This window comes from Nocardiopsis oceanisediminis (assembly GCF_048595525.1).
Taxonomy (GTDB): domain Bacteria; phylum Actinomycetota; class Actinomycetes; order Streptosporangiales; family Streptosporangiaceae; genus Nocardiopsis_A; species Nocardiopsis_A oceanisediminis.
Genome location: NZ_JAFMZJ010000001.1, coordinates 3,117,675 through 3,132,862 on the forward strand (window position 1 = coordinate 3,117,675; position 15,188 = coordinate 3,132,862).

At 77.1% G+C, this 15,188-nt stretch carries 12 protein-coding genes; 10 read left to right on the forward strand and 2 right to left on the reverse strand.

Annotated elements, in window-relative coordinates; all coding sequences use genetic code 11:
* Positions 1-30 precede the first annotated feature (30 nt).
* Positions 31-870, reverse strand: a complete 840-nt coding sequence (locus J0910_RS13715; RefSeq protein WP_420158889.1) for a hypothetical protein — start codon at positions 868-870, stop codon at positions 31-33.
* 148 nt (positions 871-1,018) lie between these two features.
* Here J0910_RS13715 and J0910_RS13720 point away from each other — a divergent pair, with 148 nt between their 5' ends.
* The 5 genes from J0910_RS13720 to J0910_RS13740 all read left to right on the forward strand — a co-directional run bounded on the left by J0910_RS13720 (position 1,019) and on the right by J0910_RS13740 (position 5,982).
* Positions 1,019-1,822, forward strand: a complete 804-nt coding sequence (locus tag J0910_RS13720) for a helix-turn-helix domain-containing protein (protein ID WP_420158890.1) — start codon at positions 1,019-1,021, stop codon at positions 1,820-1,822.
* A gap of 257 nt (positions 1,823-2,079) precedes the next feature.
* The gene (locus J0910_RS13725) at positions 2,080-3,105 is read left to right on the forward strand and encodes an iron-siderophore ABC transporter substrate-binding protein (protein WP_420158891.1); all 1,026 of its coding nucleotides are present in this window, start codon (positions 2,080-2,082) and stop codon (positions 3,103-3,105) included.
* Positions 3,102-4,142, forward strand: coding sequence for a FecCD family ABC transporter permease (locus J0910_RS13730; protein ID WP_420158892.1), 1,041 nt, complete (start codon positions 3,102-3,104; stop codon positions 4,140-4,142). The genes J0910_RS13725 and J0910_RS13730 overlap by 4 nt, the downstream gene beginning before the upstream one ends.
* Positions 4,139-5,173, forward strand: a complete 1,035-nt coding sequence (locus J0910_RS13735) for a FecCD family ABC transporter permease (protein WP_420158893.1) — start codon at positions 4,139-4,141, stop codon at positions 5,171-5,173. Before J0910_RS13730 ends, J0910_RS13735 begins: the two co-directional genes overlap by 4 nt.
* Positions 5,170-5,982 carry an ABC transporter ATP-binding protein gene (locus tag J0910_RS13740; protein ID WP_420158894.1) on the forward strand — a complete coding sequence of 271 codons (813 nt, stop codon included), beginning with the start codon at positions 5,170-5,172 and terminating at the stop codon, positions 5,980-5,982. The genes J0910_RS13735 and J0910_RS13740 overlap by 4 nt, the downstream gene beginning before the upstream one ends.
* Here J0910_RS13740 and J0910_RS13745 read toward each other — a convergent pair.
* Complete coding sequence (locus tag J0910_RS13745; protein ID WP_420158895.1) at positions 5,909-6,700, reverse strand: lysoplasmalogenase; 792 nt, start codon at positions 6,698-6,700, stop codon at positions 5,909-5,911. The two genes, J0910_RS13740 and J0910_RS13745, sit on opposite strands and share 74 nt — an antisense overlap.
* A gap of 457 nt (positions 6,701-7,157) precedes the next feature.
* Between J0910_RS13745 and J0910_RS13750 the strand changes: the two genes are divergently transcribed.
* Genes J0910_RS13750 through J0910_RS13770 form a run of 5 tightly spaced genes read left to right on the forward strand, consistent with a single transcriptional unit; the run spans position 7,158 to position 15,172 of the window.
* Positions 7,158-7,949 carry a phytanoyl-CoA dioxygenase family protein gene (locus tag J0910_RS13750; protein ID WP_420158896.1) on the forward strand — a complete coding sequence of 264 codons (792 nt, stop codon included), beginning with the start codon at positions 7,158-7,160 and terminating at the stop codon, positions 7,947-7,949.
* A gap of 12 nt (positions 7,950-7,961) precedes the next feature.
* Positions 7,962-8,561 carry a DUF6309 family protein gene (locus J0910_RS13755; RefSeq protein ID WP_420158897.1) on the forward strand — a complete coding sequence of 200 codons (600 nt, stop codon included), beginning with the start codon at positions 7,962-7,964 and terminating at the stop codon, positions 8,559-8,561.
* The gene (locus tag J0910_RS13760) at positions 8,558-13,531 is read left to right on the forward strand and encodes an amino acid adenylation domain-containing protein (RefSeq protein ID WP_420158898.1); all 4,974 of its coding nucleotides are present in this window, start codon (positions 8,558-8,560) and stop codon (positions 13,529-13,531) included. Before J0910_RS13755 ends, J0910_RS13760 begins: the two co-directional genes overlap by 4 nt.
* 16 nt (positions 13,532-13,547) lie before the next feature.
* Complete coding sequence (locus J0910_RS13765) at positions 13,548-14,408, forward strand: TauD/TfdA family dioxygenase (RefSeq protein ID WP_420158899.1); 861 nt, start codon at positions 13,548-13,550, stop codon at positions 14,406-14,408.
* On the forward strand, positions 14,384-15,172 hold the full coding sequence (locus J0910_RS13770; protein WP_420158900.1) for an SDR family oxidoreductase: 789 nt from the start codon (positions 14,384-14,386) through the stop codon (positions 15,170-15,172). The genes J0910_RS13765 and J0910_RS13770 overlap by 25 nt, the downstream gene beginning before the upstream one ends.
* The last annotated feature ends 16 nt before the right edge of the window (positions 15,173-15,188 follow it).

The window sequence follows — 15,188 nt, forward strand, 5'->3', positions numbered from 1 at the left end:
GCCGGGGGCCGGCGGCCCCGCCCCGCGGGGTCAGGGCCGCCCGTGGTCCAGGACTTCGACGACCTCCCGCGGCCACACCGCCTCTCCGCCGCCCGCCTCGGCGGCCACCTCGAAGCGGCGCCCGCCGGGGTGCGGGGCGAGCCGGCCCGTCGCCGTCTCGGGCGCCGCGCGCCGGGGTGCGGAGGCGCGGGGCTCCCGGCGGGGGCGGAGGCAGGTGACCGTCACCCAGTGCCCCACCAGCTCTTCCAGCACCCCGCGCATCGCGTCCTCCTCCGGTCCGACGGGGATCCACGGCGGAGCGGCGGCCTGCTGCGCGGGGACCGCCCGCGCCGGGTCCGCGGCGGTGCGCGCGGGGAGGCGGCGGTACCCCTTCAGCACCGGGAGCTCGTAGCGCACGCCCACGACGGCCTCGCCGCCGCCGTCCAGCGGGAATCCCAGCTCCAGCGCCCGGGGGGCGGAGACGCCGCGCAGCAGCAGCGGTCCGGGGAGCAGGTCGGCCATGGTCCGCAGCGCCGCCGAGGCCACCGCCCCGGTGCCCCACCCGTAGGGCTGCCCGGGGACCTCCCAGCAGGCGGCGACCGCCGTCGCATGCCAGGAGAGGGCCAGGGAACCGGGGGGCAGGCCTGAGGCCTCCTCCTCCCAGAACCGCTTGCGGGCGCTCTCGATCCCGGCGCGCTGGGCCTCGAAGGCCTCCAGGTCGAAGGGGGCGGGGGCGCCGCCCAGGAGCACGGCGGAGACGGTGCGGCGGCCGATGCCCATCAGGTCGGCGATGCGCTCCTCGTCCAGGCCGGCGGCGTGGGCGCGGCGGACCAGGGAGTCACGGCCGCGGTGGGTGCGGCTCCACAGGCGGAGGGTGTCCTCGATGGTCATGCCAGAGACCTTAGGAGAGCGTGCGCTTTTCGAGGCCTTTCCACGCCGGTCTCCGGTCCCCTCCGGGAGGCGGACCGCCGGCGGTGGAGGGCGGCTTTCCGCCCCGGCCTGCGGCGAGGCCGCCCGCGGGCCGCCTAACCTGGGCGGCGTGGCCGAACCAGACACCCGACCGGGCCCCGGCGGCGCCGACAGCCGCAGGCTGCCGCGGTACGCCGCCGGTGAGATCGACGTGCCGTTCGTGATCGCGGGCAGGGCCGAGGACATCCCCCGGGACACCTTCTGGGAGGAGCACTCGCACCCCACCCACGAGCTGCTCTGGAACGAGCGGGGCGCCTCCTCGGCGTCGGTCGGCAAGCGCGTCTGGACCATCACCCCGGCGGTGGGCCTGTGGGTCCCGGCCGGTACGCCGCATTCCGGGTGGACGCCGGCGGGGACGCGGCACCGCGCCGCGCAGTTCAGCATCCACGCGGCGCCCGCGGTCTCCGAGCGGGCCGTCGCGGTGGAGGTCACTCCGCTGCTGCGGCTCCTGCTGGACCGGCTCGACGGCGGCGGCCTCGGCGCGGGGGAGCGGTCCAGGACCGAGGCGATGGTGCTGGACCTGCTCGCCCCGTCCCGGCGCGAGCTGATCCTGCAGATCCCCGAGTCGCCGCTGCTGGCGCCCATCGTCGAGGCGGTGCGCGAGGACCCCGGCGACGCCACCACGCTGGCGGTGTGGGCCGAGCGGCTCGGTGTGAGCACCCGCACCCTCACCCGGGCGTTCCGCGCCGAGACGGGCCTGGGCTTCGGCGGCTGGACGGCGGCCGCGCGGGTGCAGCGGGCGGCCGAGATGCTCGCCCGCGGAGAGGAGGTCGAGGAGGTCGCCGCCTGCGTGGGATACCGCTCGGCGAGCGCCTTCGGGGTGGCCTTCCGGCGGGTCACGGGGCTGAGCCCGGGGCGGTTCCGCGCGCAGTGACCGCCGGTCGGACCGGCGCCTCCCCGGGCTCCGGATGTCCGTTCCGCGACACGGGGAGTCCCTTCCGCGCGATTGCGCCTCAGGTCAGTGCAACCTAAATTCGGTTAGGCAAACCTAAGCCACTGCCGTCGCTGCGGCCAGGGCCCGCGCACCCCCGCGCCCCCGGACCGCCCCGGCCGGACCCCGGGACGCGCCGCCCCCGCCCCCTCAGGGCCCCCGCCGGTCCGGGTCCGCACGGCGACGACCGGAAGGAAGCCATGCCCCGCGTTTCACGCCCGTTCGCGCTCCCCGGCGCCGCGCTGCTCGCCCTCGGGCTCGCGGCCTGCTCTCCCTCAGCCCCCGAGGAAGGGGAGGGCGGCTCCGGCGACTGGACCCCGGTCACCGTCGAGCACGCGTTCGGCGAGACGGCCATCGACGCGAAGCCCGAGCGGGTCGCCACGGTGAACTGGGCCAACCACGAGGTCCCGCTGGCCCTGGGGACCGTGCCGGTCGGCATGGCCGCAGCGAACTTCGGCGACGACGACGGCGACGGCGTCCTCCCCTGGGTCGAGGAGAGGCTCGAAGAGCTGGACGCCGAGACGCCGGTGCTGTTCGACGAGACCGACGGCATCGACTTCGAGGCGGTCGCCGACACCCGGCCGGACGTGATCCTCGCCGCCTACTCCGGGCTGACCCGGGAGGACTACGACACCCTCAGCGAGATCGCCCCCGTCGTGGCCTACCCGGAGACCGCCTGGGGCGCCTCCTGGCGGGAGATGATCCGGATGAACAGCCGCGCCCTGGGCCGGGAGGACGAGGGCGGGGAGCTCATCGCCGGCCTGGAGAAGGAGATCGGCGAGGCGGCCGCAGGCCACCCGGGGATCGAGGGCCGCTCGGTGATGTTCCTGACCCACGTGGACACCACCGACCTCAGCGAGGTCAGCTTCTACACCACGCACGACACCCGCACCATGTTCTTCGAGGACCTCGGGATGGAGATCCCGGAGAGCCTGGCGTCCGCCTCGGAGGAGACCGACAAGTTCTCCCTGACCCGCAGCGCGGAGAAGGCGGACGCCTTCGACGACGTCGACGTCATCGTCACCTACGGCGGCGACGAGCTGGTGGAGACCCTGGAGGGCGACCCGCTGCTCTCCCGGATGCCGGCGGTGGAGAACGGCGCCGTCGTCAACCTCCCCGGGGACGGCCCGCTGGGCACCGCCGCGAACCCCACCCCGCTCTCCATCTCCTGGGTCCTGGACGACTACCTGTCGCTCCTGGAGACGGCCGCCGACGGGGCGAAGTGACGGCCGGACCCGCGGCCCCGCCCGCCCCGTCCGCCGCGCGGCGGACGGGGCGCGGCAGACCCCTCTGGCTGCTCGCGGCGGCGGCCGCGCTGCTCGCGCTGATGTTCGCCTCGATCGCCGTCGGCTCCCGCGAGGTGCCCTGGTCGGCCCTGACCGCGGCGTTCGGCGGCCCGGTGGACGGCTTCGACCAGGCGGCGGTCGCCAAGCGGGTCCCCCGCACCCTGCTCGCCGTCCTCGCCGGCGCCGCCCTCGGCCTGTCCGGGGCGGTCATGCAGGGGGTGACCCGCAACCCGCTGGCCGACCCCGGCATCCTCGGCGTCAACATGGGGGCCTCGCTCGCCGTGGTCGCCGGCATCGCCTTCTTCGGACTCACCTCCGCGACCGGCTTCGTCTGGGCCGCGATCGCCGGCGCCGGCGCCACCGCGGCGTTCGTCTACGCGGTCGGCTCGCTGGGGCGGGGCGGCGCGACACCGCTCAAGCTCGCCCTCGCCGGGGCGGCCACCTCCGCGGCGCTGGCCTCCTTCATCAGCGCCGTCGTCCTGCCGCGCAACGACATCGCCGGAGGGGTCCGCTCCTGGCAGATCGGCGGGGTGGGCGGCGGCACCTTCGAGGGCGTCGCCCAGGTGCTCCCGTTCATCCTGGCCGGAGCGGTGGTCTGCCTGCTGTCGGCGCGCGGGCTCGACCTGCTGGCGCTCGGCGACGACCTGGCCGCCGGCCTGGGGGCGCGGGTCGCGGCCGCCCGCGCGGCCGCCTCCCTGGGGGCCGTCGTGCTCTGCGGCGCCACCACCGCCCTCACCGGGCCGATCGCCTTCGTCGGGCTGGTCGTGCCGCACGCGGTCCGGCTGCTCGTCGGCGGCGGGCACCGCTGGCTGCTGCCGCTCTCCGCGCTCACCGGCGCCGCCCTGCTGACCGCGGCGGACGTGGTCGGCCGGATCGCGGTGCGCCCGGCCGAGATCGACGTGGGCATCGTGACCGCGCTGATCGGGGCGCCGTTCTTCATCCACATCGTCCGCCGTCGGAAAGTCCGCGAACTGTGAACACCTCCACCGTCGAGGCGGTGATCCGCGGCCGGAGGCGGCGGTCCCGCCGGCGGCGCACCGTGATCGCCGTCCTCGCCGCCCTGATCGTCCTCGCCTTCGCGGCGGCCCTCATGGCCGGGCGGACCTTCTACCCGCCCGGCGACGTGCTCGGGGCGGTCCTCGGCCGGGACGTGCCGGGGGCCTCGTTCACCGTCGGGCGGCTCCGGCTGCCCCGGGCCGCGCTCGCGGTGGCGGTGGGGCTCTGCTTCGGGCTGGGCGGCGTCACCTTCCAGACCATGCTCCGCAACCCGCTCGCCAGCCCGGACGTCATCGGCATCAGCTCCGGCGCCGGGGCGGCCGCGACCTTCGCGATCGTGGTGCTCTCGCTCGGCGGGGCCGCGGTGTCGGCCTTCGCGATCGCCGCCGGGCTGGCCGTGGCGGTCCTGATCTACCTGCTCTCCTTCAAGGACGGGGTCGCCGGGACCCGGCTGGTCCTGATCGGCATCGGCGTCGCGGCCATGCTGGACGCCGCCACCGCCCACATCCTGGACCGGGCGGCCGAATGGGACCTCCAGGAGGCGATGCGCTGGCTGACCGGGAGCCTCAACGGCGCCGCCTGGGGCGACGTCTGGCCGGTCCTGGCCGCGCTGCTGGTCGCCGGGCCGGTGCTGCTGCACCGCTCGGGCGAGCTCTCCCTGCTCCGGCTGGGCGACGACACCGCCTCCGCGCTGGGGGTGCGCGTGGACCGCACCCGGTTCGCCGCCATCATCGCCGCGGTCGGCCTCATCGCGTTCGCCACCGCCGCGGCGGGACCGGTGGCCTTCGTCGCCTTCCTCTCCGGGCCGATCGCGGCGCGGATCACGGGCCGGGACGGCTCCCTGCTCGTCCCCGCCGCCCTGGTGGGGGCGCTCCTGGTGCAGGCGGCCGACCTCTGCGCGCAGTTCCTCTTCCCGACCCGCTACCCGGTCGGGGTCGTCACCGGCGTGCTCGGCGCGCCCTACCTCGTCTACCTGCTCGTCCGAACCAACCGCGCCGGGGGCTCCCTGTGACCACGGACCACACGCTGACCGCCGAGGAGCTGACCCTCGGCTACAAGGACCGCACCGTCATCGACTCCCTCGACCTCGAGGTCCCGCCGGGGAGGATCACCGCGATCGTCGGCGCCAACGCGTGCGGCAAGTCCACCCTGCTCCGCTCGATGTCCCGGCTGCTGGCGCCCAAGGGCGGGCGGGTGCTGCTGGACGGCGGGGAGGTGCACCGGACCCCGCCGAAGCGGCTCGCCCGGACGCTGGGCCTGCTCCCGCAGTCGCCGGTCGCCCCGGAGGGGATCACCGTGAGCGACCTGGTGGGCCGCGGCCGCCACCCGCACCACGGGGCGCTCTCCCGCCGGCGCAGGGAGGACGACGAGGCGGTCGCCGCCGCCCTGGACGCGACGGGGACCGCCGAGCTCGCCGACCGGCCGGTCGACGAGCTCTCCGGAGGGCAGCGCCAGCGGGTCTGGATCGCGATGGTCCTGGCCCAGCGGACCGACCTGCTGCTGCTCGACGAGCCGACCACCTTCCTCGACGTCAGCCACCAGATCGAGGTCCTCGACCTGCTCACCGACCTGAACCTCTCGCTCGGCACCACCATCGTGCTGGTCCTGCACGACCTCAACCTCGCCGCGCGCTACGCCGACCACCTCATCGCGCTCGCCTCCGGAGGCCTGCACGCGGCGGGCCCGCCCGAGCGGGTGCTCACCCCCGAGACGGTGCGCGCCGTGTTCGGGCTGCGCAGCGAGGTCATCACCGACCCGGTCTCGGGCCGCCCGCTGATGCTCCCCCTGGGGCGGCACCACGCCCCCGCGCCCGCCGGCTGACCCCGGGCGGCCCGCCCCTCCGGCGCGCCCGCGCCCCGCCCGCCGCACCGGCGGGCGGGGCCTCCGCCCGCTTCAGGGCGCCCAGCGCGATCAGGGCCTGCGCCGCGCAGTAGGAGGCCATCACCCAGAAGCCGTCCAGCGGCGGCGCGAAGCCCGGGACGAAGGCGCGCAGCGCGATGAGGCCGTCGGAGGCCAGGAACAGCGCCCCGCCCGCCGCCGTCCAGGGGCCGGCCCCGGTGGCCAGCACCGCCATCAGCCCCAGCACCGCCCCGTAGGCGAGGACGGGGACCAGCAGGCCGCCGGCGTGCGGTGCGCACAGCCAGACCAGGGCCGCGACGGCCCCGGCGTAGGGCGCCAGCAGCCACCGGCGGCGCAGCAGCACGCTCCGGTCCCGGTACGGCCAGAACAGCAGTACGTACACCAGCTGGGCGGCCAGGAAACCACCCACCATCAGCAGGAACGCGGTGTCGCCGGAGGCCAGGGCGGGAAGGGCGTCGCCGAGCCAGGAGAAGAACAGGGCGGCCGCCAGCAGCGCCACCGGGCGGCTCCGGGGCCGCTCCGCGGCGGCGAGCACCGCCAGGGCCAGGGCCGGCATGAGGAGGACCTGGGTCGGCCGGTCCCAGGCCCCGGCCCCGAGGAGCAGGACGGCCAGGTGGACCGCGGCCAGGAGCAGGAAGGCGGCGAGGAGCGCGCGGGCGAGGGGGCGCCGGGGGACCATCGGGGCATGATACGGGCCGCGCCGCCGGAGCGGCCGCACGCGGCCTCCAGGCGGGCGGCGCCGCCTCTCCGGGGCCGGATGCGGACACCGGCGGAGGGGGAGCCCGAAGGGGCGGGCGCCCACCGGCCCGGCCAGGGCTTTCCCGCGCGGAGCGGCGGGGCGGGGGAACCAGGGTCGGCCAGATCCGCCGCCCTGTCCAGTGCCCCTGCCGCTTCCGGCCACTACCCGTGGTAACCCCTTGCCTCCCCTCCGGCACACCCGGTTACGATGCACGCCTACTTGATTCCGCTCTGCGATCACGGAGGTCAGGTATGGCGGCCCGGATCGATGAGAGAAGAACCGCCCCCCGGGAGCACCCCGCCCCGCGCCGGACCGCCCCGCGCGGGCCTGCGCAGGCGCCCCCTCCCGGAGGCGCCTGCGGAGCACCGTCGCCGCGCGGAGAGGCCGGTCGGCACTGATGCGGCCGTCGCCCGGGCGGGCGGACACCGCCGAGAGGCAGAACACGTTCGACGAGTCGGGCTACCTGGTCCTCCCCGGCCTCCTGCCCGACTCCCTGCTGGACCGGCTCCTTCCCGAGGTCGACCGCTGGGTGGACGAGGGGCTGCGGGCGCGCTCGATCGCGTGCAGCGTCGACCCGGCCGCCAACGGCCTGCCCCCGCTGCTGGAACTGGAGCTGGAGGCCCACGGCGAGCTGCTCGCCCTCCCGCCGCTGATGGGCGTCCTCTCCGAGCTCATGGGCGGACCGTTCGCCTTCCACCACCTGCACAGCGACCGGCACGACGCGCAGGGCGCGGGCAAGCCCTGGCACCACGACTACGAGCCCAACAGCGGCGCGGACCGGTCCCTGCTCATGGTGCACGCGCTGCACTACCTCGGCGGCCTCGACGAGACGATGGGAAGCCTGGTGGTCCTGCCCGGATCGCACCGCGAACCGGCCGGCAAGGACGCCCGCGCCCACCTCGGCACCGCCGAGCTGCCGGGGGAGGAGGTGGTCGGAGGGCTGCCCCCGGGCTCGACCGTGCTCATCAACTCGGCGCTCTTCCACGCCCGCAGGCCCGCCCCGGGAGGCGGCGGCCGCCCCCGCTACTTCGTCGACGCCTCCTACTGCCAGACCGGGGCCCGCTGGAGGCCTGTGAAACCCTACTGGAGGCACATGCTCGCCAGAGCGCGCGAACTCGACCTCGGCCGGGGCCGCTGGCCCGACCTGTTCGACGAGCGGCACTTCACCGAATACGCCGAGACGGCATGAAGGGACCCCCGGATGGAGATCGTCGAACCGGTCGCGTACACCGAGGTCCGGCGGGTCTACCTGCGCGACCACCCGGCCGAGCGGGCCCATGAGGCCAACACCAACCGGGACGGCGAGGAGAACCTGCGCCGCGCCGAGGACCTGCTCGGCACCTGGTGGCGGGTGCGGCTCACCGAGGAGGAGGCCCTCGGCGTCATGCTCCCCTGGCACCTCTCCGAGGGCGGCGGCTACGAGCTGGTGCCCCGGTCCGGGCTGACGGTGGGGCAGGCGGTGCGGCGGCTGCGGGAGGACCGGGACCGGATCGCCGAGCTGAACCCGGTCTGCACGGAGAAACTGGAGCTGATGGGCCGCTCCCCGGCCACCCCCGTCTACCTGAGCACCCGGCCCGTGGACCACGTCGACTACGAGGGCCTGCGCGTCCGCACCGCCCTCACCCACCTGGACGGGCTGCACCGCATGCTCGCCTGGGGCCTCACCGGCCGCCTGCGGCGGGAGGAGGGCCTGGAGGCCTACATCGCGGGCGACGCCGGCCGGGCGCGGCCCCACGTCCCGGCGGAGGGCGGAACGGCCGCAGCGACCCCGCACGCACCGACCGGAGGCAGCCGTACATGACGCGCGCGACGCGCATACACTCTCCTTCCCCCTCTCCCGACCCGCCCCCTCCGGCCGCCCCGGTCCTGCCCGACCTGCTGTCCCGCGCGGCCGCGGCCCACCCGCACCTCCCGGCGCTGGCCGACGGCGCCCGCCGCTACGACCACCGCCGGCTCGACGCGGCCGCGGCGCGGATCGCGGACCGCCTGCACCGCCTCGGCATCGCCCGCGGCGACCGGGTCGCGGTGCTCGGCCCCCGCGACGCCCGGCTGATCGCGCTGCTCCACGGCGTACTGCGCTCCGGCGCGGCGGCGGTGCCGGTCGACCCCGGATGGAGCGCCGCCGACACCGAGCGCCGCCTCAGAACGGTGCAGGCGGCCCTCGCCCTGACCGCCGACGACGCGGCCCCCGCCCCCGCCGCCTGCCCCACCGAGACCGTCGACCTCGACGCGGAGGAGGCGGCGCACGCCGGCGCCCCCGGGGAGCCGCCCCCGGGCGCGGGCCCCCGCCCCCAGGACCCGGCCTACCTCTCCTTCACCTCGGGCTCCAACGGCGAGCCCAAGGCCGTCGCCGTCACCCACGCCAACGCGGCCCACTACGCCCTCTCGCTCCGCCGCCGCCTCGGCTGGGGGGAGGCCGAGGCGCCGCGCATCGCCCACGTCACCACGCTCGCCGCCGACCTCGGGCACACCTCCTGGCTGCTCGCCCCGGTGACCGCGGGGTCCGTGCAGGTCCTCCCGGACCGGCTGGTGCGCGACCCCGAGGGGTTCTGGGCCGAGCTGCACCGGACCGGCGTGTCGGTGCTGAAGACGACCCCCTCGCACCTGGCGGCCCTGCTGGAGGGGCGGCCGCCGGGCGCCCCCGCGCTGCGCGCGCTCATCCTCGGCGGCGAGACGCTGACCCGCTCGCTCGCCGCCCGCCTGCTCGACGAGGGCGTCGCGGAGCGGGTGGCCAACCACTACGGCCCGACCGAGACGACCATCGGCGCCGCCTGCTTCCTCGCCGGGGCCTCCGCCGAGCTGCCCGAGGACGAGGCGACGGTCCCCATCGGCACCGCCATCGGCGGGGGCGCGCTGCACCTGCTGGACGCCGCCGGGGAGCCGGTCCCCGACGGCGCCGCGGGCGAGCTGCACATCGGGGGCCGCGGCGTCAGCGCCGGCTACCACGGCCGCCCCGAGGAGACCGGGCGCCGCTTCTTCGACCACCGGGGGGAGCGGGTCTACCGCACCGGCGACCTGTGCCGCCGCCGCCCCGAGGGCGACCTGGTCTTCCTGGGCCGCGCCGACCGCCAGGTGAAGATCCGCGGGTTCCGCGTCGACCTCGCCGGGGTCGAGCGGGCGATCGAGGAGTTCCCCGGGGTCGGCCGGGCCGCGGTGGTGCTGCGCACCACCCCCGCGGGCGCCCGCCCGGCCGCCGCGGTGCGCCTCACCGACGGCCGCGCGGAGGAGGACGCGCTCGCCGCGCTCCGCGCGCACCTGCACGACCGGCTCCCGGAGTACGCCGTGCCGCGCCCCCTGCTCGCGCTGCGCGAGCTTCCGCTCGGCCCGAACGGGAAGGTCGACGCCGAGCGGCTCGGCGCGATCGTGGACGGCGCCCTCGAAGAGCGGGCCTTCCGCCCGGAGGCGGAGCGGGGCGCCGGACCGGGCGGAGCGGACCGGGAGCCGACCGCCCGCGCCATCGCGCGGCTGTGGGCGGACGCGCTCGGCCTGCCCGGCGTCGACCCCCACGCCGACGTGCTGGAACTGGGCGGCGACTCGATCCTCGCGATGTACACCATCGCGTTCCTGCGCAGGCGCGGCCATACCGCCGCCTTCGACGACTTCTACCGGAACCCGACGCCGAGCGGGCTGGCCGCCGCGGTGCACGAGGCGCGCCCCGCGGAGCGCCCGGCCGCCCCGGTCCGCTCCGGGGAGGCGCGCCCGGCCCCGGCGCAGCGGTGGCTCTTCCGCACCGTGCCGGACCCGCGGCACTGGAACCAGTCCGCGCTGCTCGCCTGCGGGGTGCGGGTGGACCCGGCGGCGCTCTCGGCCGCCGTGCGCGAGGTGCTCCGGCGCCACCCCGCGCTGCGCCGGCCGATCGGCCCGCAGGGTCCCGGGGAGCCGCGTCCCGCCGAGGACCTGGAGGCGGTGACGTTCTCCCCGGTCCGCGGAGCGGCGGACGCCGTCGCCGAGACCGTCGAGGGCACCTGCGCCGAGCTGCACCGCGCCCTCGACCCCGAGTCCGGGCTGCTGCTCCGGGTGCACCTGTTCTCCGGCGGACCCGGTGTCCGCGACCGGATCGCGCTGATCGCGCACCACCTGGCCGTCGACGGCGTCTCCTGGCGGATCCTCCTGGACGACCTGGCCGCCGCCTACCGGGCCGCGCTCCGCGGCGAGGAGGCCGGCCTGCCCCCGACGGCCGACTTCTACCGGTGGGCCGCGGACCGGCCCCCGACCCCCGACCCGGCCGACGCCGCCCCGCAGGCCTCCGACCCGGCCGACGGAGCCCCGGCGGAGGGCGCCACGGTGGCTCCCGCCCCGGCGGTCGGCGCCTCGGGGACTTCTGGTCCGGCGGACGGTGCCTCGGCGGCTCCTGGCCAGGCGGACGGCACTCCGGCGGTTCCCGGCCCGGCGGACGGCGCCACGGCGGCCCCCGCCCCGGCGGACGGTGCCTCGGCGGCTCCTGGCCAGGCGGACGGCACCCCGGCGGTTCCCGGCCCGGCGGACGGCGCCCCGGGGGCGGCCGCCGCGGCCGGCCCCGCCCTCCCGGTGGAGGGCGCCGGCGGCGACCCCGAGCCGGCCGCGCTGGTCTGGGAGCTCGGGGCGGACGCCACCGCCCGGCTCACCGCCCGGCACGGCCGCGGGCAGCGGCTCGAAGCGGTCCTGCTGTCGGCGTTCGCCGCGGCCGTCGCGGACCGGACCGGGCTGGACGCGGTCGGGATCGAGGTGGAGACGCACGGCCGCGGCGCCGCGCAGGGCGGCGGCGACCACCCGGACACCGTCGGCTGGTTCACCGCGGTCAAGCGGGTGCTGCTGGAGCGCGGCACCGGCGACCGGGCCCGCGCGGCCGAGCGAGCCGTGCGCGAGGCCCCCGAACTGCCGATGGACACCCCCGGCCCGCGCCCCGAGACCGGGTTCAACTTCCTCGGCGCGTTCAACCCGCCGGACGAACCGGCACTGGAGTGGACGCCGGCCCGCGAGCATGCCGGGACGGCGCGTCCCCCCGCCGGCGACCTGCTGCAGCGGCTCCGGATGACCGCCCGCATCGTCGGCGGCCGACTCGTGGCCGACCTGGTCTATGCCTGGCCGGGGACGTCCCACCCCGGCGCCGACCGGATCATGGCCGCCTTCGCCGCGGCCGTGGCGGCCGAAGCCGGTGCCGAGGCCCCCGCACACGCCCGCTCCGGGGCCTCCACCTCCGGCCAGGTGATGCTCACCGGCCCAGCCCGTCGCCCACCACCACCCTCAACGGAGGCCCTGCGGGCCGCTGATTCCTCTGCCCGTCGCCCACCACCACCCTCAACGGAGGCCCTGCGGGCCGCTGATTCTTCTGCCCGTCGCCCACCACCACCCTCAACGGAGGCCCTGCGGGCCGCTGATCCCTCTGCCCGTCGCCCACCACCGCCCTCAACGGAGGCCCTGCGGGCCGCTGATTCCTCTGCCCGTCGCCCACAGCCTTCCTCTGACGAGGTCTTCGGAGGCGCCGTCCGGCCTGCCCGCCGAGCACAGGGTCCCTCAAGCGAGGGCCTCCGGGCTGCTGACCGGTCCGCCCGTCGCTCACAGGCGTCCTCAGAGGAGGCCCTTGGAGGCGCTGACCTCTCTGCCCGCCGCCCGCCACCGTCCTCGGACGAGGCCTTGCGGGCCGCCGGCCCCTCTGGCCGCCCCCGGGCGGCGCACCAGGCCGTCCGCGAGGCGCCCCGGGTGCTGCTCACCGGTGCCACCGGCTACCTCGGCGGGCACCTGCTCGACGCGCTCACCGAGCGCGGCGCGCGGGTCACCTGCCTGGTACGCGGGGAGCGCGACGCCGACGCCGCCCGCCGGATCGGCGGCGTCCGGGCCGGAACCGACGCGGTCGCCGGCGACATCGACCGCGAGGGCCTCGGGCTCTCCCCGGAGGCCCTGGCCGGCCTCCGCGACGTGCAGTGCGTGGTGCACGCCGCCGCCGACGTCCGCCTGGTGGCCCCGCCCGCCGAACTGGAGCGCACCAACACCGCGGCGGTGCGCCGCCTGCTCGCCTGGATCGACGCAGAGATCCCCGGCGCGGCCCTGCACCACCTGTCCACGCTGGCCGTCTCCGGCGCCGTGGACGGCCCGCCCCGCCGGTTCGCCGAGGTCGACCTGCGGATCGGCCAGAGCTTCCGCACCCCCTACGAGCGGACCAAGTTCGAGGCGGAGGAGGCGGTGCGCGCCTGGGCCGCGTCCGGCCGCCGCTGCTACGTGCACCGCAGCGGCCACGTCGCGGCGCACAGCCGCACCGGGGCCTTCCAGCACAACATCGCCGACAACCGGGTCTACCAGCTGATCCGCGGCTACGTGCTGGCCGGCGCCGCGCCGCGCCGCCCCGAGGAGGAGTTCGCCTTCTCGCACGCCGACACGGTGGCCGCGGGCATCGCCGCGCTCGCCCTCCACCCGCACGCGGCGCCCGGCGCCTACCACGTGGAGACCCCGCACACGGTGCCGCACGACGAGCTGGTGGCCTGGACGGCCGCGTTCGGCTACCCGATCGAGCTGACCGGCGATGACGGGTTCGCGGCGGCGACGGCCCGGGCGGAGCGGACCCGCCCGGTCGAGGCGCGGCTGGCCGCCGCCTGGTCCCAGGCCGCGGCGCGCAACGTCGCCGTGGACCGGAGCCGCACGGTGTCCGCGCTGGAGCGCCTCGGGGTGCGCTTCGCGCCCCCTACACCGCAGTGGTGGGGCTCCGCGCTGTCCTGGGCGGTCGGCGCCGGTTTCCTCCCGCCCCCCGAAGGTTCCGGCCGGCGCCGCCGACCGCCCGGCGCCGGGCATCGCCGATGAAGGGAAGGAAGACGACATGTCCGATGGCACGGCGACCGACGTCGGGTGGGACACCGCTTACCTGGAGGCGCGGCGCGGCCTGTGGTCGCTGCCGCTCACCGCGGACGAGCGGCGGCTGCTCTGGAAGGACGCCTCCGCCGGCCGGTGGGGCGCCGCCGGCGGGGTGCGGGACCGGCTGCGCGCCTTCGTCCCGGAGGCCGTCGGCGCGGTCGGGTTCGCGCACGTCCGCGGCCTGGTCGACCCGGCCGAGCCCGAAGAGGCCGTCACCGCGGCCCTGATGTTCCTGCTCCGGGAGTTCGGCGAGGTCGTCCCGCAGAACGGCGCGGGGGACCTGACCCAGGTGCTGCGCGACCGGGACGGGGACGGCGCCACCGAGCTCGGCTTCCACTGCGACACCTGCGACCTGCTGGTCCTGCTCTGCCTGCGGCCGGCCGCCCGGGGCGGCGGGCTCACCAAGCTGGCCAGCGCCCGCCGGGTGCACGACATCATCGAGCGGGAGGACCCCGGGGCGCTCGCCCTGCTCAGGGAGGAGTGGACCTTCGACCGGACCGGGCGGGCCGGCCCGCAGCTCATCGTCTCCCCGATCCTGTTCACCCAGGAGGACGGGACGATCGGCTGCTACTACCAGACCCGCACGGTGCGCGCCTCCGCCGAGAAGTCCGGGCGGCCGCTGAGCCCGGGGCAGTGGGAAGCCCTCGGCGTCCTCGACGAAGTCCTCTACCGGCCCGAGATCGCCTTCGGGCTGCCGATGCGCGCCGGCGAGCTGCTGGTCATCAAGAACAGCCGGGTCCTGCACGGGCGCTCCCCCTACACCGACGAACCCGGCCCGCGGGCCCGCCGCATGCTGCGGCTGTGGATGAGCACGGAGGCCATGTGAGCGGCGGCGCGGACGGCGGCCCCCGGGTCGCGGTGGTCACCGGCGGCGGCAGCGGCATCGGCCGGGCCAGTGCGCTGGCGCTGCTGCGCGACGGGTGGGCGGTGGCGCTGGCCGGGCGGCGCGAGGAGGCGCTGGAGGAGACCGCGGAGCTGGCCGGCCCCGATGCCGCCCGGGCGCTGTGCGCCCCCACCGACATCCGCGACCCCGCCGCGGTCGCCGCCCTGTTCGCCGCGGTGCGGGACCGCTTCGGCCGGGTGGACCTGCTGTTCAACAACGCGGGCGCGCCGGCCCCGCGCCGGCCGATCGAGGAGGTGGACGACGGGGACTGGGAGCGGGTCCTGGGCACCATCGTCACCGGGGCCTTCCTCTGCTCCCGGGAGGCCTTCCGGGCGATGCGCGGCCAGTCGCCGCCGGGCGGGCGGATCATCAACAACGGCGCCCCCTCCGCCTACGCCCCGCGCCCCAACGCGATCGCCTACACCACCGCCAAGCACGCGCTGCTCGGGCTGACCCGCTCCCTGGCGCTGGACGGCCGCGCGCACGGGATCGCCTGCGGGCAGATCGACGTCGGCAACGTGGCCCCGGCGGACGGGAGCCCGCAGCCGCCCGCGATGCAGGCCGACGGCTCCATGGCGGTGGAGGCCGCGATCCCGGTGGAGCGGTTCACCGAGGCGCTGCTGATGATGGCGTCCATGCCGACCGACAGCAACGTCCAGTACCTCACGGTGCTCCCCACCGCCATGCCCTTCGTCGGGAGGGGGTGAGGGCCGGCCCCGCCGG